The 18929-nt window shown below is 61.2% G+C and carries 18 protein-coding genes and 2 pseudogenes; 11 read left to right on the forward strand and 9 right to left on the reverse strand.

The window, feature by feature from the left end; translation table 11 throughout:
* Positions 1–139: 139 nt before the first annotated feature.
* Positions 140–1075 carry a ribose-phosphate pyrophosphokinase gene (locus AC0L14_RS19130; protein WP_123148470.1) on the forward strand — a complete coding sequence of 312 codons (936 nt, stop codon included), beginning with the start codon at positions 140–142 and terminating at the stop codon, positions 1073–1075.
* Positions 1076–1116: 41 nt separating this feature from the next.
* Here the strand turns inward: AC0L14_RS19130 and AC0L14_RS19135 are convergent, their stop codons facing one another.
* Positions 1117–1818, reverse strand: a complete 702-nt coding sequence (locus AC0L14_RS19135; RefSeq protein WP_473750394.1) for a COG3904 family protein — start codon at positions 1816–1818, stop codon at positions 1117–1119.
* A 397-nt stretch (positions 1819–2215) separates the two neighbouring features.
* Complete coding sequence (locus tag AC0L14_RS19140; RefSeq protein WP_473750395.1) at positions 2216–3106, reverse strand: AraC family transcriptional regulator; 891 nt, start codon at positions 3104–3106, stop codon at positions 2216–2218.
* A gap of 132 nt (positions 3107–3238) precedes the next feature.
* Between AC0L14_RS19140 and AC0L14_RS19145 the strand changes: the two genes are divergently transcribed.
* The 8 genes from AC0L14_RS19145 (at position 3239) to AC0L14_RS19180 (ending at position 10719) form a co-directional block, all read left to right on the forward strand.
* Positions 3239–4495 (forward strand): MFS transporter, encoded by a 1257-nt coding sequence (locus tag AC0L14_RS19145; protein WP_473750396.1) that lies wholly within the window; start codon positions 3239–3241, stop codon positions 4493–4495.
* Positions 4496–5094: 599 nt separating this feature from the next.
* Positions 5095–5736, forward strand: coding sequence for a 50S ribosomal protein L25/general stress protein Ctc (locus AC0L14_RS19150; protein ID WP_473750397.1), 642 nt, complete (start codon positions 5095–5097; stop codon positions 5734–5736).
* Between the two features lie 23 nt (positions 5737–5759).
* The gene (gene pth, locus AC0L14_RS19155) at positions 5760–6491 is read left to right on the forward strand and encodes an aminoacyl-tRNA hydrolase (RefSeq protein WP_473750399.1); all 732 of its coding nucleotides are present in this window, start codon (positions 5760–5762) and stop codon (positions 6489–6491) included.
* Between the two features lie 3 nt (positions 6492–6494).
* Positions 6495–7058 (forward strand): hypothetical protein, encoded by a 564-nt coding sequence (locus AC0L14_RS19160; RefSeq protein ID WP_473750400.1) that lies wholly within the window; start codon positions 6495–6497, stop codon positions 7056–7058.
* Between the two features lie 77 nt (positions 7059–7135).
* Positions 7136–8239 (forward strand): redox-regulated ATPase YchF, encoded by a 1104-nt coding sequence (gene ychF, locus AC0L14_RS19165; RefSeq protein WP_473750401.1) that lies wholly within the window; start codon positions 7136–7138, stop codon positions 8237–8239.
* Between the two features lie 400 nt (positions 8240–8639).
* The gene (gene corA / locus AC0L14_RS19170) at positions 8640–9614 is read left to right on the forward strand and encodes a magnesium/cobalt transporter CorA (protein WP_473750402.1); all 975 of its coding nucleotides are present in this window, start codon (positions 8640–8642) and stop codon (positions 9612–9614) included.
* A gap of 167 nt (positions 9615–9781) precedes the next feature.
* Entirely contained in the window at positions 9782–10252 is a 471-nt protein-coding gene (locus AC0L14_RS19175) for a MaoC family dehydratase (RefSeq protein WP_473641434.1), read from the forward strand.
* A complete protein-coding gene (locus AC0L14_RS19180; RefSeq protein WP_473750403.1) occupies positions 10249–10719 on the forward strand; it encodes a MaoC family dehydratase in 471 nt (156 codons plus the stop codon). The genes AC0L14_RS19175 and AC0L14_RS19180 overlap by 4 nt, the downstream gene beginning before the upstream one ends.
* Before the next feature lie 42 nt (positions 10720–10761).
* Here AC0L14_RS19180 and AC0L14_RS19185 read toward each other — a convergent pair whose 3' ends face one another.
* The 4 genes from AC0L14_RS19185 to petA all read right to left on the reverse strand — a co-directional run bounded on the left by AC0L14_RS19185 (position 10762) and on the right by petA (position 14361).
* On the reverse strand, positions 10762–11307 hold the full coding sequence (locus AC0L14_RS19185; RefSeq protein WP_095491616.1) for an adenine phosphoribosyltransferase: 546 nt from the start codon (positions 11305–11307) through the stop codon (positions 10762–10764).
* Between the two features lie 215 nt (positions 11308–11522).
* Entirely contained in the window at positions 11523–12395 is an 873-nt protein-coding gene (locus tag AC0L14_RS19190; protein WP_473527706.1) for a cytochrome c1, read from the reverse strand.
* A gap of 89 nt (positions 12396–12484) precedes the next feature.
* Positions 12485–13783 carry a cytochrome b gene (locus AC0L14_RS19195; RefSeq protein WP_473490013.1) on the reverse strand — a complete coding sequence of 433 codons (1299 nt, stop codon included), beginning with the start codon at positions 13781–13783 and terminating at the stop codon, positions 12485–12487.
* A 17-nt stretch (positions 13784–13800) separates the two neighbouring features.
* The gene (gene petA / locus AC0L14_RS19200) at positions 13801–14361 is read right to left on the reverse strand and encodes a ubiquinol-cytochrome c reductase iron-sulfur subunit (RefSeq protein ID WP_473750404.1); all 561 of its coding nucleotides are present in this window, start codon (positions 14359–14361) and stop codon (positions 13801–13803) included.
* A 302-nt stretch (positions 14362–14663) separates the two neighbouring features.
* On the opposite strand from petA, the gene AC0L14_RS19205 reads away from it, so the two are divergent.
* Complete coding sequence (locus tag AC0L14_RS19205) at positions 14664–15020, forward strand: cupin domain-containing protein (protein WP_473750420.1); 357 nt, start codon at positions 14664–14666, stop codon at positions 15018–15020.
* A 640-nt stretch (positions 15021–15660) separates the two neighbouring features.
* Here the strand turns inward: AC0L14_RS19205 and AC0L14_RS19210 are convergent.
* The 3 genes and pseudogenes from AC0L14_RS19210 to AC0L14_RS19220 all read right to left on the reverse strand — a co-directional run.
* Positions 15661–15975, reverse strand: coding sequence for a DUF6665 family protein (locus AC0L14_RS19210; RefSeq protein WP_473750405.1), 315 nt, complete (start codon positions 15973–15975; stop codon positions 15661–15663).
* A 32-nt stretch (positions 15976–16007) separates the two neighbouring features.
* Positions 16008–16469: pseudogene (locus AC0L14_RS19215) on the reverse strand (ATP-binding cassette domain-containing protein); the annotation flags it as partial.
* 203 nt (positions 16470–16672) lie between these two features.
* Positions 16673–16849 (reverse strand): annotated as a pseudogene (locus AC0L14_RS19220) (IS5/IS1182 family transposase); the annotation flags it as partial.
* A gap of 440 nt (positions 16850–17289) precedes the next feature.
* Here AC0L14_RS19220 and ccoN point away from each other — a divergent pair.
* Positions 17290–18927 (forward strand): cytochrome-c oxidase, cbb3-type subunit I, encoded by a 1638-nt coding sequence (ccoN, locus tag AC0L14_RS19225; protein WP_208867719.1) that lies wholly within the window; start codon positions 17290–17292, stop codon positions 18925–18927.
* Positions 18928–18929: the final 2 nt, after the last annotated feature.

The raw sequence follows: 18929 nt of genomic DNA on the forward strand, positions 1-18929 counted from the left end.
CTCGTCGTCGACGTTTATTGAGACTAGCCGGCGGATTCCCGATCACGACGCTTGCAATACCGGCACAGGCCGCTAAAAGCCCCGACTAAGGGGCTCAAGAGAGTCTGCCAGAGTCTCCATCCTTCACCAGGAACGGTGCATGAAGCTTTTCGCGGGCAATTCCAACAGGGTGCTGGCCGAAGCGGTCGCCCGCTATCTCAACATCCCGCTGGGCAAAGCCAGCGTCAGGCGCTTCGCCGATCAGGAAATCTTCGTCGAGATCCAGGAGAATGTGCGCGGCGAGGATGTCTTCGTCCTGCAGTCCACCTCGTTCCCGACCAACGATCACCTGATGGAACTGCTCATCATGATCGATGCCTTCATGCGCTCGTCGGCCAAGCGCATCACCGCGGTCATTCCCTATTTCGGCTATGCCAGGCAGGACCGCCGCGCCTCGGGCCGCACGCCGATCTCGGCCAAGCTGGTCGCCAACATGATCACGCGCGCGGGCGTCGATCGTGTCTTGACGCTGGATCTCCATGCCGGCCAGATCCAGGGCTTTTTCGACATCCCGACCGACAATCTCTTCTCGGTGCCGGTCATGGCCCGCGACGTGAAGGCGAAATACAAGAAGCTTGCCAATGTCATGGTCGTGTCGCCGGATGTCGGGGGCGTGGTCCGCGCGCGCGCGCTCGCCAAGCGCATCGATGCCCAGCTTGCCATCGTCGACAAGCGTCGCGAGCGCCCCGGTGAATCGGAAGTCATGAACGTCATCGGCGACGTGCGCGGCAAGGATTGCCTGCTGATCGACGACATCATCGATTCGGGCGGTACCTTGTGCAATGCGGCCGATGCGCTGCTTGCCGCCGGCGCCACCAGCGTCACCGCCTACACCACCCATGGCGTTTTGTCGGGCGGCGCCATTGCCCGCATCGGCGCCTCGAAACTGCAGGAACTGGTCATCACCGATTCCATCCAGCCGACCCAGGCGGTGCTCGACGCCAGCAACATCCGCGTCATCTCCATCGCCGACCTGATGGGTGAGGCGATCTCGCGCACGGCGACCGAAGAATCGGTGTCGAGCCTGTTCGACTAGCTGGCAGGCCGACGGTTTATGGCGAAGCGAGCCATCCTACTTTACTTTAAGACGCAGTTCTCGGGGAGCGGCTGGCTTTTGCAGTATTGAGGCTGGGTGAAATCCAGATCTTCCACTGAGCCCGTTATCAGACCCCAAGCACGCTGCTTGTCGATAGGGACCTCATAAAAATCGTCGCCGCTGTGCTTGAAAGCCTCGTCCTCCAAAGCCACGGCGACACCCATCTCTTTGAGATATCGCTTCTTTTCCTGGTGAGCATTGGCCATAACCTCAGCGGTTCTCTTGGCAGACTTTATCTCGGTAAAGCTCTTGTCGCCGTTTGTGTACAAGACGGCTTGCCCTTTGTGGACGGCAACGAAGTTGCGGTCGCTGTTAAGCCTTACGACACCACCGGCAAGGAACAAGGGGCAGGCGGAGAGGCAGTTGGCATCTCTGAATCGAGCTGTGCCGTCAAACTTTCGCATCTTGCGACACACCGAGGGCTTGTGTTTGCAAACGATAGGTGAAGTGCCAATGATGATCGTTAGCTTGTTCTTTCTGGCGATCCGACCGAGCTCCTGAGCAGACTGCCGGTCGCCGCCATTCGATGTCAGAACAATCGGCAGGTGAATTGCACCGAGGCTCTTGAGCACCTTGCGCAGAGCCGGCGGCGACGAGGTTTCGATCGAGCCTGTAGCGTAGATCCACGCCGGGCAGGTTGGTTCGCATGCCGGGTCCGAGTTTCGAATGATTTGAAAGGTCATGACAGTGTCCGGGGCCCAAGCCAGAGCTGTAGACACCGTTGCGGCCGAAACCATTAGCCAGAGATGGAAAAACACAAACGCAGCGCGCCGAAGACGCCCAAGTCCAAGCAAGTTACAGCCCCCAAGATTTAGTACTTCTGTAAAATAGCTCGCCCGTTTTAACTGACTTGTCAATAGTTCGCGATTACATTGAAAGCAAGTTAACTAATCCCGTATTCGCCGATTTTTAGAGCCGTTCCCGGTCCACAATAAGATTGAGCTGGCGGTTATCGCTCGCTGTTCATTGAGGGAGGCAAATTTGCGTCCACGATGCGGGTAAATGGGCCGAAAGCGATCAATCAAAGGGCTGTTGTGCGGCCTTCGAATTTGATCAGCATTAGCTAAACCCTGACGGCAGCTATCTGGTTCGCGTTTTGGACGCTGTCCGCCGCACTCCTTCGCCGTCATCCCGCCCGCCGCGCATATAATCGCGCGGCGATGCCCCCAGCATGCGCTTGAACATGGTGATAAAGGCCGGCACGCTGTCATAGCCGAGGTCGAGCGCCACCCTTGTGATCGGCTCGCCGTCGGCCAGCCTCGGCAAGGCCGCGAACAGGCAGGCCTGCTGGCGCCATGTCGACAACGACAATCCGGTCTGGCGATGAAAGGCGCGGGTGAAGGAACGGCGGCTCATGCCGACGATATCGGCCCATTCGTCGATCGTCGCATGCGGCGAGGGTGCTGCGACGAAGCGCCGGCAGAGTGCCGCAAGCCTTGGATCTGAAGGAAAAGGCAGGCCGAGCGGCCGTTCCGGCAGGTTCGGGATTTCATACAGCAGGAGGCTCATGATCAGCCCGCCGCGCCCCTCCAACTCGGCGCCCTGCGGCAGCTTTTCCGATTCCACGATCAGGCTGTGCATCAGATCTGTGATGCCGACGACGCGCAGCCCTTCAGGCAGCCCCGCAATGGCGTCCGGCATCACATAGACCGAGCGCATGCTGACGTCGCCAAGCATCTCGACGGAATGCTCGGTGCCGGCGGGAATCCACATGGCATGATCGGGAGGCACCATCCAGCGCCCATGCCGCGTCGTCACCAGCACGACGCCGACAAGCGCATGCAGCAATTGACTGCGACTGTGACGGTGCTGCGGCACGTGGTAGCCGTCGGGATATTCGGTCGGCAGCGCCACCGCCGGCCCAACGGCCTGCTCCAGCCACTGCCAGCGGCGCTGATGCAACTGCCCGAGATCGGTGAACTGGCCGAGATCGGTGTCGCCCGGTTTGAAGATTTCGTTGTCATGCGGCATTGGGTATTGGCCCACTCGCGAAACTATTGGACCAAACCACGAAAGAAGTCGCCCGACAAGTGACTTATATAAAGCAATCGGGCTATGGGGCCGCCTGCTGCAGCGCCCGCCAAAAAGACCACGGAGCATGCCTTGACCGACACGACAGCCACCACCGTCGCTACGCCTGCGGCGGCCAGCCACACTTCGGCGCAAGCGACGGCCTTCACCGTCATTCTTGCGGTGAGCTTCTGCCATTGTGTCAACGACATCATGCAGTCGCTGCTGTCGGCAATTTATCCGCTGCTGAAGGACAATTACGGTCTCGATTTCTGGCAGATCGGCCTTTTGACCTTCACCTTCCAGGTGACGGCCTCTTTGCTGCAGCCGCTGATCGGCATGGTCACCGACAAGCGGCCGATGCCCTATTCGCTGCCCTACGGCATGGCGTCCTCGCTGATCGGCCTGATCGTGCTGGCCTATGCCGGACACTATTGGCTGCTGCTGATCGGCGCGTCGCTGATCGGCATCGGCTCGGCGATCTTCCACCCGGAATCCTCGCGCATCGCCCGCTTCGCCTCGGGCGGCAGGTTCGGCCTGGCGCAATCGTTGTTCCAGGTCGGCGGCAATTTCGGCCAGGCCATCGGGCCGCTGCTGGCTGCCTTCATCGTCGTACCCTTCGGCCAGACCAGCATAGCGTGGTTTGCCGTCGGCTCGCTGATCGGCATCATCGTGCTGTGGCGGGTCGGCGGCTGGTATAGCCGCCTGCGCGCCTCGCTCGCCAGCCGCAAGGCGGCAGGCTTCGTCTCGCCCTTCCCGCGCCGCAAGGTGATGGGCGCGCTGGCGGTGCTGACCTTGCTGGTGCTGACCAAGAACGCCTACATGGCCAGCCTCGCAAGCTACTACACCTTCTACGCCATCGATAAATTCGGCGTTTCGGTGCAGATGTCGCAAGTCATGCTGTTCCTGTTCCTCGGCGCCTCGGCGCTGGGCATCCTGCTCGGCGGCCCGTTCGGCGACCGCTACGGACAGAAGGCGATGATCTGGTTCTCAATCGTCGGCGTGCTGCCTTTTACGCTGGCCCTGCCCTACGCCAATTTCGAATGGACGATGATTCTGACCGTGCTGATCGGCCTGATCCTGTCCTCGGCCTTCTCGAACATCGTCGTCTTCGCCCAGGAGCTGGTGCCGGGCCGCGTCGGCATGATCGCCGGTATCTTCTTCGGCTTCGCCTTCGGCATGGGCGGCATCGCCGCCGCCGTGCTCGGCATCGTCGCCGACATGAAAGGCATCGACTTCGTCTTTCAGGTCTGTTCCTACCTGCCGTTGCTCGGGCTGCTGACGGTTTTCCTTCCCAACATGAGGCAAGCCAGGAAGATCGATGAAGAGACCACGATCGGTGAAGCTTGAGTTGGACTTCGGCCTCGCGCAGGTTCATCATATCGTCGGTCATCGATGGTTCCTTCGAATCAGGTTGGTGTCAGCAACGCGACCTTACCGGCGAACGTCGATGACCACCGCAAAGCCGCTCGCCCGCCACAGCGCTATCGAGGGCGCGCTTCGTGAGCGGCTTCGCTATCGCCGAGCTACACCACCTGTAGGGACGCGACCCTCGCCAGCTTCCATCATCGAAAGGTCACCGCCCTCCCAGCGGCGCAAAACACCAACAAACTTCTGCATTCTCCGGTCCTGTAGCCATGCTGTCCGTTTCATCCCCAGCCTCCATGCGCTGGCGATAAACCGGACAACTCACGTGCTACCTAATCCGGACAACTCATCTGCTTACGACACCCACCCGCCTTCCGCTTGCACCCCGCCTCACCTTCCGCTATAGAGCCGCCACCCGCGTAGACACCCTTGGAGGCAACGCGGCGGAAGGCTGTCCGGCCTCACGTGATCCCAAAAAAGATTTTGGACCAGATCATGTAAGGCCATGACGGCTTTCGACGTTTACGGCCCAGGCATCTCGCCGGCCGCGAACGCTCCAGAACAACGCGAAAGGAAATGCCATGAGCGATACTTACGAGCTCAAGGCCGAAGCGCGCGAACAGGTCGGTAAGGGGTCCGCCCGTGCAGTTCGCCGCAACGGTAAAGTGCCTGCAGTAATCTACGGTGACAAGCAGCCTCCCCTGGCGATTGCCCTCACCTACAAGGACATCTACTACAAGATCCATGGCGGCGGGTTCCTGACCACAATCGCCACGATCGATGTCGACGGCAAGAAGATCCAGGTCCTGCCCAAGGATTACCAGCTCGACCCGGTCAAGGACTTTCCGGTCCATGTCGACTTCCTGCGCATCGGCAAGGACACAGAAGTCAATGTCGACGTGCCGGTCCACTTCATCAACGAGGACAAGTCGCCCGGCATCAAGCGCGGCGGCGTGCTCAACATCGTGCGTCACGAAGTCGAGTTCCACTGCCCGGCCAATGCGATCCCGGAATTCATCACCGTCGATCTCACCGGCACCGATATCGGCGATTCGATCCACATCTCGGCGGTCAAGCTGCCTGCCGGCGTCAAGCCGGTGATCTCCGACCGCGACTTCACCGTCGCAACCATTGCCGGCTCCGCGGCGATGAAGCCGGAGGCGGAGGAAGAGGCGGTCGAAACGGCTGAGCCCGAAGTGGCTCCTGCCGCCGAAGAGAAGTAATCCCTTTCCGCCCGGAGGTGACGATGCTGCTGTTTGCAGGCCTCGGCAATCCGGGCGCGAAATACGCCAACAGCCGGCACAATGTCGGCTTCATGGCGGCGGACGCAATCGCCCGCCGCCATTCCTTTTCGCCCTGGTCGAAAAAGTTTCAGGGCCTGATCGCCGAAGGCACGCTTGCCGGCGAAAAAATCATCCTGATCAAGCCGCAGACCTTCATGAACAATTCCGGCCAGTCGATCGGCGAAGCGCTGCGCTTCTATAAGCTCGCCCCCTCGGCGCTCACCGTCTTCTACGACGAGATCGACCTCGCCGACGGTAAGGTCCGCGTCAAGACCGGCGGCGGCGCCGGCGGTCACAACGGCATCCGCTCGATCGACGGCCATGTCGGCAACGCCTACCGCCGCGTGCGCATCGGCGTCGGCCACCCCGGCGTCAAGGAATTCGTCCAGCATCATGTGCTTGGCGATTTCGCCAAGGCCGATCGCGAGTGGCTGGAGCCGCTGCTCGAAGCCATCGGTGCTCATGCCGACTTGATCGTGAGGGGTGATGAGCCCGGCTTCATGAACAAGGTCAGCGTTGCCGTTCAGCGCAAGACCGGTGCTGCGCCCGAGCCGGAAAAGCCCGGGCAAAAACAACAGGGTGCAAAACAGAAGAGCCACGTCCGTCAGGCGCGGCCGCAGCAGCCGGCGGCCAAACTGCCCGAAACCGGCCCGATGGCCGCCATGCTGAAGAAGCTGTTCGGCGGCAAGGATTAGGCCATGGACATGGACGACGTTCAGGAATTGATCCGCCGCGTCAGGCAGAAATATGTCGATCAGTTCGTCTCAGCTGTCGGCGAACTTGCTGCCAACAGCCAAGGATCGCATACGACCGAGGTCAAGTTCTCGAACGTCGATTCCTTCTATCGAAATTTCATAGCAGTCGACTTCGTTTCCAACGACGGACAGCCCAACCCGCAATTCATCAGTAGCGATACCTATCTGAAATTCTCTCCGGATATTCGCGCCGAGATCGGCGGAATGGACGCCTTAATATCGCCGTTCAAGTGGGACGAGGTCCATTTCAAGTTCGACACAAAGGACCTTGACGACGATCTCTTCGACGAATGGTTTCGCACCTGGTTCGATATCGATGGCGAGCGCGAGACGATGGAGATCGTCGGAAACATCATTCACAGCACGCAATTGCTCGATGGGCAGTTGACGGTTGATTTCGGAACCGCCGACGTCGACGCGTTCTGGCACCTCCTACAGATATTGAGCAGGTCCGGCGTTCGCTCGCTGGCCATAGGCACCGACGACATTGCGCAACCCCTGAACTGAATTGCGCCTTGACGATCGTCGGCGCTTTCGCCCATAGCCCTCACCAAATTTCGATTTCCCGATAGGACCGGATAAAAATGGGTTTCAAATGCGGCATCGTTGGCTTGCCCAACGTCGGCAAGTCGACGCTTTTCAACGCGCTAACCAGGACGGCGGCGGCGCAGGCCGCCAACTATCCGTTCTGCACCATCGAACCGAACACCGGCGAAGTGGCGGTGCCCGACCCGCGCCTGCAAAAGATCGCGGCGATCGGCAAGTCGAAGGAGATCATTCCGACCCGCATCTCGTTCGTCGACATTGCCGGCCTGGTGCGCGGCGCCTCGAAAGGCGAAGGTCTGGGCAACCAGTTCCTGGCCAACATCCGCGAGGTCGACGCCATCGTCCATGTACTGCGCTGCTTCGAGGATGACGACATTACTCATGTCGAGGGCCGCATCGATCCCGTCGCCGACGCCGAGACCGTCGAAACCGAGCTGATGCTCGCCGACCTCGACAGCCTCGAGCGCCGCATCGTGCAGTTCCGCAAGCGCGCTTCCGGCAAGGACAAGGAGGCGCTGACCGTGCTTCCGATGATGGAAGCAGCTCTTGAACTCCTGCAGGCCGGCAAGCCGGCTCGCATCCTGCTCAAAAATATCTCCGCGGAGGATCTGCGCATCCTGCAGGGGTTGAACCTGCTGACGTCGCACCCCGTGCTCTATGTCTGCAATGTCGCCGAGGCCGACGCCGCTACCGGCAACGCGCACACCAAAGCGGTCGAACAGATGGCTGCCGCACAAGGCGCCCGCACCGTGGTAATTTCCGCGGCGATCGAAGCAGAGGTCGCGCAGCTCAGCGACGAAGAGGAAATGGAATTTTTGGCAACGCTGGGCCTTGAGGAACCTGGCCTGAACAAGGTGATCCGCGCCGGCTACGAGTTGCTGCAGCTCATCACCTATTTCACCGTCGGGCCGAAGGAGACACGCGCCTGGACCGTGCACAAGGGCGCCAAAGCGCCGCAGGCGGCAGGCGTCATCCACACCGATTTCGAGCGCGGCTTCATCCGCGCCCAGACCATCGCCTACAACGACTTCATCACGCTGGGCGGCGAAGTGGCGGCCAAGGAAGCCGGCAAGGCGCGCGACGAAGGCAAGGAGTATGTCGTCCAGGACGGCGACATCATGCTGTTCAAGTTCAACACCTGAGCTGACCGACGGCGCCTTCTTCCTTCTCCCCTTGTGGGGCCCGAAGGGCGGGCGAGGCCGATGACTCGCCCCGGGCGGTGGATTGGCGCGTAATGCCAAGACGGTTGAGGGGTGTTGGCCGGAGCGCTGTTGGTGCCAAGCTGAAACACCCCCTCATCCGACCCGAGCGGAGCCTGTCCTCGGGCTTGCCGGAGGCAAGACCCGTGGGCTCGGCCACCTTCTCCCACAAGGGGAGAAGGAAGAGACTGCACAGGCCGTTTCCGCGCGGCTTGACTGCCCGCAATGCCCGGTCTAAGGGGCGTCTGCGCCCGGCCCCACGCTTTCGTCAAAGCGCCCGTCCGGTGCAATCCGAAACGACGCTCGAACCCATCCTTTTGGCCTCAGCAAGGGAGACCCGGCGATGATCAAGGCATTCGTCGTGGACAATGATCGCCTGCGCCTTGCCGACGATCTCTTGACAAGCAGGGACCAGGTCGTCTGGGCCGACCTCGTGAGCCCGACAAAGGAAGAGGAAGCCGCCATCGAGGCCTGGCTCGGTGTTGCCATTCCGACGCGCGAGGAGATGGAGGAGATCGAGATTTCGAGCCGCCTCTATGTCGAGGACGGCGCCTATTTCATGACCGCCATTCTGCCAGCACAGACCGAGGCCGACGATCCCTTGATGTCGCCGGTCACCTTCGTGCTGGCCGGCAACAGGCTGATCACCGTGCGTTACCACGAACCGAAGGCTTTCAAGACTTTTCCGCAGCGTGCCGAGAAAGTGGCGACCGGCTGCACCAGCGGCGACACCATCCTGATCGGCTTGCTGGAGGCGATCGTCGACCGCCTCGCCGACATTCTGGAGCGCGCCGGCCGCGACATCGAGGCGATCTCGCGCGACATCTTCCAGGCAAGCTCGACCAAGGCGTCCAAGCGCAACCGCGATTTTCAGGAATTGCTGAAGGCCATCGGCCGCAAGGAGGACATCGCCTCCTCGATCCGCGACAGCCTGATCTCGCTGCAGCGGCTCGCCGGCTTCCTCACCCACGCCTCGACCCAGACCAAGATGAGCAAGGACATTCGCGCCCGTATCAAGACCTTGTCGCGCGATGTGCTGTCGCTCGCCGACCACGCCACCTTCCTGTCGCAGAAGATCAACTTCCTGCTCGACGCGACGCTCGGCATGATCTCGATCGAGCAGAACGCCATCATCAAGATCTTCTCTGTCGCCGCGGTCATCTTCCTGCCGCCGACGCTGGTCGCCTCAATCTACGGCATGAATTTCAATGTCATGCCCGAACTGACCTGGAACTTCGGCTATCCTTTCGCCATTGGCTTGATGATCCTCTCGGCGATCCTGCCCTTCTGGTATTTCCGCCGCCGCGGCTGGTTGTAGAGGCTTCGGAGCTTCTATCGCGTTGGCTGTTGCGTTGGGCGCGATAGCCTGGCGCATCAGAAATGACTTGACCAAATCCCGCCCCGCCTGCATCCGGGAACCCTATCCGTGGCGATCGTACAAACTTGAACCGGATTCCAGACCATGACCGGAAAGAACTCCATACCATGACCGGAAAGACTTGGGCCTATGAGGATTTCGTCGAGGGCGCCTCGCTCGACCTCGGCACGAAGCTGGTGAGCGCGGCCGAGATCATCGAATTCGCGCAGGAGTTCGATGCGCAGCCGATGCATCTCGACGAGGCGGCGGGCAAGGCCAGCATCCTTGGCGGGCTGGCGGCCTCCGGCTGGCACACCTGCGCGATGTTCATGCGCATGCTGTGCGAGGCCTTCCTACTGGACTCGACCTCGCAAGGCGCCCCCGGCGTTGACCAGGTCCGGTGGAAGAGGCCGGTGCTGGCCGGCGACATCTTGAGCGGCAACACCACCGTCCTTGCCAAGCGCCTGTCCAGGTCCAAGCCCCAGCTCGGCCTCGTCACCATGCGCAGCGAGCTTTTCAACCAGCGTGGCGAAGGCGTCTTCGAACTCGAGAACACCGTCATGTTCCTCGCCCGTGATGCCGCACAGGGCCCCTCATGACATTGGACGAGTTCTTCTGCATCGGCATCACCGTCACACTCGGTTCGCATACATTCGAACCCGAGTCGATCAAGGCGTTCGCCAGGAAATACGATCCGCAGATATTCCATCTCGACGAAGAGGCGGCGAAAAACAGCGTGTTCGGCGGCCTGTGCGCGTCGGGCTGGCACACAGCAGCAACCTGGATGAAATTGAACCTTGAGACCGGCGTGGAGGCCGAGGGCGCCCGCTGGGTCGGCGCTGAGCCCGCGCCCGAATTCGGCCCCTCGCCCGGCTTCAAGAACCTCAAATGGCTGAAGCCCGTCTATGCCGGAGAAACCGTGACCTTCACCCGCACCGCGCTTGCCCACCGCCCCATCATGTCACGGCCAGGCTGGCGGCTGCTGACGCTGCGCTCGGAAGCCTTCGATTCGACCGGCGACAAGGTCATCGAGTTCGAAAGCGCCGTGCTGGTGAAGATGGGGTAGTTTCTTCCTTCTCCCACAACAAGGGGAGAAGGAAAAAGCGTATCAATGCCCTTCAAACCCGATCAGCGTCCTGACCGGCACGCCGAGCGCTTCGAGCTTGTCGCGGCCGCCGAGGTCCGGCAGGTCGATGACGAAGCAGGCGGCGAGAATGTCGGCGCCGATCTGCCGCAACAGCTGGACCGCCGCCGCCGCCGTGCCGCCGGTGGCGATCAGGTCGTCGACCAGGATCACCTTTTCACCCGGAGACACGCCATCCCTGTGCATCTCCATCTCGTCCAGCCCGTATTCGAGGCTGTAGGCGACGCGCACCGTCTCGTAAGGCAGCTTGCCCTTCTTGCGGATCGGCACGAAGCCGGCCGAGAGCTGGTGGGCGACGGCGCCGCCAAGGATGAAGCCGCGTGCCTCGATGCCGGCGATCTTGTCGACTTTCTGGCCGGCATAGGGATGCACCAGCTCGTCGATGGCGCGGCGGAAGGCGCGCGCATTGCTTAGCAGCGTGGTGATGTCGCGAAACAGGATGCCCGGCTTGGGATAATCCGGAATGGTGCGGATCGCGGCAAGCAGCGTGTCTTCGAGCGAAGGTTTCATGGGCGGCTCTCCGGGCATTCGTCCGATTCGACTTGAAGACGTGAAAAGGAACTCCGGCCGATCGTAACCCGGCGCGGCCGGCGACGGCTACCGCGATGTGGCGCCTGGAAGAAAATTATCCGGCAAAGGACCGAACCGGCGCTCTTCGGAGGCGGTCTTCCGAAATGCAAAAGGGCGCCTTTCAGCGCCCTTTCGATGTCGTGGCTTTGCGTAACTCAGTGCGCCACGCCGGCCCACACCTTGCGCTTTGTCAGATAGACCAACGCACCGAACAGCAACAGGAAGACCAGCACGCGAAAGCCGGTCTTCTTGCGGGCTTCCAGATGCGGCTCGGCTGCCCACATCAGGAAGGCCGACACGTCGCGGGAATACTGGTCGACCGTCTGCGGCGAGCCGTCATCATAGGTCACCTGATCGTCGGAGAGCGGGTTGGGCATCTTCAGCGACACGCCGGCTATGAAGTACGGATTGTAGTGCGTGCCTTCCGGTATCTCCATGCCCGCCGGCGGCTGCTCGTCATAGCCGGTCAGCAGCGAGTGGATATAGTCGGGACCGCCCTGGGCGTATTGCGTGAAGATGTCGAAGACGAAGCGCGGAAAACCGCGCGTGACGCCGCGCGCCTTGGCCAGCAGCGACATGTCGGGCGGGGCAGCCCCGCCATTGGCGGCCGCTGCTGCCTGATCGTTGGGGAACGGCGCCGGGAAATGGTCGGACGGTATGCCGGGACGATCGAACATGTCGCCGGCATCGTTGGGACCATCATTGATCGTGTACTCGGCGGCCAGCGCCTTGACCTGCGCTTCCGAATAGCCAAGGTCTTCCAGTGTGCGGAACGCCACCAATTTCATCGAATGGCAGGCCGCGCAGACTTCCTTGTAGACCTTCAGCCCGCGCTGCAACTGCGCCTTGTCGTAGGTGCCGAACGGCCCGGCGAAGCTCCAGTCCATCTCCTTCGGCTCGTGTATCGGGAAATGCGTCGGCTGGGCTTCGTTATGCGCCTCCTCCTGGGCGATCGCCCCGGTGGTCGCGGCCGCAGTGCCTGCCAACACAAGGCTGAGCAGCGCCAGCGAGGTGAGAATCTTCTTCATGCCAAATCCCCTTGAGATTCTCTGCCGCGCCGTCGTCGTCTCGAGCATGATCTTTTCCGAAAACCGGTCTCCACTTTTCGGGATCATGCTCAGCCCTTGGTTTCCGCTGCGGCTGTCGCGCGAGCCGGATGCCCGCCACCCTTGTTCTTCTCGAGCACCGCCTCGGTGATCGAATTCGGCAACCGCCGCGGGGTCTCGATCAGGCCAAGCACGGGCAGCGCGACCAGGAAGAAGGCGAAGTAGAACAATGTCGCCATCTGCGCCATGAAGACATAGCTGCCTTCGGCCGGCTGCGAACCCAGCCAGCCAAGCAGGACGGCATCGATCACGAACAGCCAGAAGAACAGCTTGTACCAAGGCCGGTAGACCGCCGAGCGCACCTTCGAGGTGTCGAGCCACGGCACCAGGAACAGCATGGCGATGGAGCCGAACATCGCGAGCACGCCACCGAGCTTGGAGTTGATCGGCCCGATATTGAAGGTGATGGCACGCAGGATCGCGTAGAACGGCAGGAAGTACCATTCCGGCACGATATGGGCAGGCGTCTTCAGCGGGTCGGCGACTGTGTAGTTGTCCGGGTGGCCGAGAAAGTTCGGCAGGTAGAAGACGAAGTAGGCGAAGATGAACAGGAAAACGAGCATCCCGAACGCGTCCTTGATGGTCGCGTAAGGGGTGAAGGCGACGGTGTCGGTCTTCGACTTGACCTCGATGCCGGTCGGGTTCGACTGGCCGACCACATGCAGCGCCCATATATGCAGGACGACGACGCCGGCGATCATGAACGGCAGAAGATAGTGCAATGAAAAGAATCGGTTAAGCGTCGGGTTGTCGACAGCGAAGCCGCCGAGCAGAAGCTGCTGGATCCATTCGCCGACCAGCGGAATGGCGCTGAAGAAGCCGGTGATGACGGTCGCGCCCCAGAACGACATCTGCCCCCAGGGCAGCACATAGCCCATGAAACCTGTCGCCATCATCAGGAGGTAGATGATGCAGCCGAGGATCCACAGAAGCTCGCGCGGCGCCTTGTAGGAACCGTAGTAGAGGCCGCGGAAGATGTGGATGTAGACGGCGACGAAGAAGAACGACGCGCCGTTCGAATGCAGGTAGCGCAACAGCCAGCCCGAATTCACGTCGCGCATGATCTTCTCGACCGAATCGAAGGCGAGAGTGCTGTCCGCCGCATAGTGCATGGCCAGCACGATGCCGGTCAGAATCTGCGCCGCCAGCATGGTCGCCAGGATGCCGCCGAAGGTCCACGCATAATTGAGGTTGCGCGGCACCGGATAGGCGACGAAGCTGTCATAGACCAGCCGCGGCAGCGGCATGCGGGCGTCGAACCAGCGTCCGATACCGGTCTTGGGCGTGTAGGTCGAGTGTCCCTCGCTCATCGAAATATCCCTTAGCCTCAGCCGATACGGATCTTGGTGTCGGAAATGAACTGGAACACCGGCACCGACATGTTCTCCGGCGCCGGCCCGCCGCGGACGCGGCCGGCGGTGTCGTATACCGAACCGTGGCACGGGCAGAACCAGCCGCCGAACTCGCCTTCCTGGCCGAGCGGTATGCAGCCGAGATGGGTGCAGACCTGGACCATCACCATCCAGGCCTCCTTGCCCGGCATGGTGCGGTTGGCGTCCGTCGCCGGCGCATCGGCCGGCAGATTGGCGTTGCGGGCGAGCGGATCCTTGAGTTCGGCCAGATTGACCCCCTCGCCGTCCTTCATCTCTTGTTCAGTGCGGTTGCGCACCACCACCGGCTTGCCGCGCCATTTCACGACAAGCGACATTCCCGGCGTCAGCGAGGAGACGTCGACCTCGACCGAGGCCAGCGCCAGCGTCGAGGCGTCCGGGCGCATCTGGTCGATGAACGGCCAGGCGACGGCACCCGCGCCGACCACCGCGGCCATGCCCGTGGCGACATAGAGAAAATCACGACGGTTGGGATCCTGGATGTCGGTTGCGCTCACGGGTGCCTGATCCTTTCGCCTCTTCCGTGCCGGTGGCCGAGGCTTGTTCCCCGCTCTTTCACGCCAACCCGACAGCGCATGGCGAACAGGCTAGCGAATTCCTCCGGCAATTGGCCTTCGGTTTATGCGTGAAGCCCGTTTTTGTCCAGACGGGTGAAGGCACAAGGGCAGATTGTCGCGGGGACGCAATTCGGCGTCGGGCGGCATGGCGACGAAGACGGCGAAACCACAGGAAAACAATGGCAAAACCGGCGCCGGTGTTTGCCTCGACAGGAGACCCAGCCTCGGTCTATCCTCGGCTCATGGCGCATGTCATCGACCGCGACAAATGGGCCAGGATGCCCGACCGCTGCCCCGACCATTGGCAGGGCGAACTGCAGTGCGGCGCCTACGGCTCCAGAAGCTGCCTGATCTTCAACTATCTGCCGGAGATCGGCGGCGGCCCGCGGCTGCACATGCATCCCTATTGCGAGATTTTCATCATCCGCACTGGCACCGGCCTGTTCACCGTCGGCGATCGGCAGATCGAGGCGTCGGCTGGCCAGATCCTGATCGTGCCGCCGAACACGCCGCACAAATTCACCAATCTCGGCCCAGGTCCGCTGGAGACCACCGACATCCACGAAAACGGCAGCTTCATCACCGAATGGCTGGAGTAGGCCATGATCCCGAACAGAAGGTCCGCGTCAGCGAAAAGTGGAACCGGTTTTCGGAATAGATCTTGGTCAAACTGGTGGTGAAATCTGACGCTTGGTACCCGAGGTTAGACAACCGCTTTGGGTGGAAAGCGGTCAGCCGATTGCAGGCAATGCGGTTCAGCCGACGCTCCTTATCGGCTGAACTTGGCAGCCAAGGCCACCAGAAAAACGAGGGTCAAGACGGCAAGTGCCGCTCCCCCGCTTAATTCGCTGATACCGAACATATGCCGCATAAGTCCGGCAGCGACAGCAAAAAGGCTAAGTATACACAAAGTAACTGCAAATGCGGTCACGCCAACTAGGCGTCGGAAAGTCACAACATCTGAGCTTCGGAGAACGAGTCCAGTTTTTGACTGAATAGAGCCCGCTCTCCACGCAGACAAGAGTTCGCGCATGCAGTAGAAAGTGGCCGAGGCGAGAAAAACAAAAGCGATACTGCTAGCCACCGTGGCGCTTAGGATTGGGGTGTCTGATATCACTGGCATGATGCGAACTGCTTGGCGCTAGAATTTCGTGGAATATAACTACTGTCTGCTGGGATGTCTGCAAGGGTCGAAATCGGTATTTCGTCTTCGGTACCAAGCGTCGGATTCAATACCCTCTATTTCGCGCCGAGCCTGGCCAGCACGGCCTTGGGGATGTTGTATTCCCGGATGACCGCGTCGTGCTTGCGCAAGCCGCACAATTCGCGCTGGATGAAATAGCCGTGGACCGCCTCCGCCGCGTCCTTGAGCAGCCGGGCACGTTGTTCGCCATCGTCGCCATGTTCACGCAACTTCGCCAGCGTTTCATCCACGCGCCGGCCGGCGCGGCCGAGCGCCGCCGCCTTTTCGCCGAGGATTTCATGGCCGAGCAGGTCGAGCGCGCTCTCCCGCGCTCCCGACCGTCCGAAATTCGATGGCATTCTCACCGACATGGTCCACTCCGGTTTTTTGCTGAAATCTGGCCCTACTCCGCCGGCCGCGTCTCCTCCAGCACGCTCTCCTCGTTGTATAGGAAGCCGCCGGACTGCCGCTTCCACAGCCGCGCATAGAGCCCGTCGAGCGCCACCAGTTCGTCATGCGTGCCTTGTTCGACGATCCGGCCGCCGTCGAGCACCACCAGGCGATTGAGTGCCGCGATGGTCGACAGCCGGTGCGCGATGGCGATGACCGTCTTGTTCTCCATCAGCCTCGCCAGGTTTTCCTGGATGGCTGCCTCGATGTCGGAATCGAGCGCCGACGTCGCCTCGTCGAGTATCAGGATCGGCGCGTCCTTGAGGAAGACGCGGGCGATCGCCACGCGCTGGCGCTGGCCGCCAGACAATTTCACGCCGCGCTCGCCGACAAAGGCCTCGTAGCCCTGGCGATCGCGATTGTCGCGCAGGTCGAGTATAAAATCGTGCGCCTCGGCCTTCTTCGCTTTTTCGATCGAGAGCGCGATGGCGCGTTCAACCTTATTCATGGCCAGGCTGTGCCCCTTGACCGCACCACCGGGCTTCAAGGCTAAAAAAACCAGGAGAGGACATTCCTCGAGCAACTCTCGATTGCCGCTAGCCGCCAAAAATGACTGGCCGTGGGCGCCTTTCTTCTTCCAAGCATGGCGTCGACCTGCTCCATCCGCTTGCGGACTTAGGCCACGGTGAAGTTCTTGTCGCGGTTGTTCACCGCTTTGAACTTGCTGCCGTCGATCGCTACAATGGCACGCGTGAAGAGCTTCAACCGGCGGCACAGTTCGACGAACTGCCCGCACACCGCTCTGATCGCGGCTCCGTTGTCACGCCGGAAGTTAGCGATCGTCTCAAAGTCCGGCTCTCCTCCAACCGACCTAAACCTATCATAAAAAAGCGTTTTACACAGCCTGGACCCAGAGCGGCCCTCATCAGCCGGTCGATTGAAAACCGCCAATTGAGCATCGAAAGCACCCTTGAGCCATGATCACTGGCGGATAACTGCGCGATGACTTTCCCAATCGTAGCCCAAAACGACAAAGCGCGAGCAAGAACCGAAGACGTGAAACGCGGTGGCAAGGCAAAAGAAGACAAATTTCTGTTGCACGCTGAACGATGAGCACACATCAAGTTCCCCGCGGCCACAAGCGAAAGATTTGGCAAGAAGCGCTAAAGGCATTTCCATCTTCGTTGAACGGCTGTACCTTAGCCGATGCCGTAGGGCCGTACTCATGAAACTGCTCCCCATATGCAGTTTTGGTCCGTGATGGTCCTGTGCGTGAAGGCAGAGGAGCGGACATGATCCGGCAGCTTACGTCCTCGGAACGCCAGCGCGGCGCAGCTATCGCGCTCGCCGTGGTGATCACTGGAGCGGCGATGGCAGCCCTGGGACGTTCGGACACGCTTGGTGTCCAGGGCGTTATCGTAATGCTGTTCGCAGGCGGATTGCTCTACGGAGTGCTGTCCTCGTTCTACGAGCCGGAGCCGACGGAGGACCGGGAGGCGTCGTATTACGACGATCCGATCAAAGTCGGCATTGTGCTTTCGATGGCCTGGGCTGTATTCGGCATGTTCATGGGCGTTTGGGTGGCCGCACAGCTCGCGTGGCCCGACCTTGCCTTCGATGCGGCGTGGTCCAGCTTCGGGCGGCTGAGGCCTGCGCACACCTCCGGCGTCATCTTCGGGTTCGGCGGAAATGCCTTAATCGCGACCTCGTTCCACGTCGTCCAGCGCACGTCTCGTGCACGGCTTGCTGGGCAGATCAGCCCGTGGTTCGTGCTTCTCGGCTTCAATCTGTTCTGCGTTCTGGCCATTTCCGGCTATCTGCTAGGCGTCACCCAGTCGAAGGAATACGCGGAAGCCGAGTGGTATGCCGACTTGTGGCTGGTGATCGTGTGGGTGACCTACTTCATCCTCTACATCGCTACGATCGCGCGACGGAAGGAGCCGCACATCTACGTCGCCAACTGGTACTTCATGGCGTTCATCCTGGTCGTCGCGATCCTCCACATTGTGAACAACCTCGCCGTTCCCGTCTCATGGGGGCACGCCAAGAGCTACACGATCTGGCCGGGCGTCCAGGATGCGATGGTCCAGTGGTGGTATGGCCACAACGCGGTCGCCTTCTTCCTGACTGCGGGCTTCCTCGGCATGCTCTACTACTACCTGCCCGTCAGGGCGCAGCGACCGATCTTCTCCTATCGCCTGTCGATCCTGAGCTTCTGGGGCATCACCTTCTTCTACATGTGGGCGGGTTCGCACCACCTGCACTACACCGCGCTTCCGCACTGGGTGCAGACGCTCGGCATGACGTTCTCGGTGATGCTGCTCGTGCCGTCCTGGGCTTCAGCAGGCAACGCGCTTCTGACCCTCAATGGCGCATGGCACAAGGTGCGCGACGACGCTACGCTGCGCTTCATGATGGCCGCCGTGGTATTCTATGGCCTTTCGACCTTCGAAGGCTCGTTCCTCGCCATCCGGCCGGTGAACTCGCTGTCTCACTATACCGACTGGACCGTCGGGCACGTTCACGCAGGCGCCCTTGGCTGGGTCGCGCTGATCACCTTCGGCTCGCTTTATACGCTCGTGCCCAGCCTCTGGAAGCGCGAGCGCATGTACTCGGCGACCCTCGTCGAGGTGCACTTCTGGCTGGCGATTGCCGGAACGCTGATTTACGCCTTCGCGATGTGGAATTCAGGCATCATCCAGGGGCTGATGTGGCGGACCTACACGGAAGACGGCGCGCTCGCCTATTCCTTCGTCGACTCGCTGGTGGCGATGTACCCCTATTACATCGCCCGCGCCTTCGGTGGGCTGCTCTTCCTGCTGGGCGCGGTAGTGGGCTGCTATAATATGTGGATGACGGTCCAATCCGCGCCGCTCGCTGCGCCGCGCGAAGCAGACGTGCCCGTAGTCCCGGCGACCATTCCGGGGGAATGACG

It is taken from the genome of Mesorhizobium sp. WSM4841, from assembly GCF_055811515.1.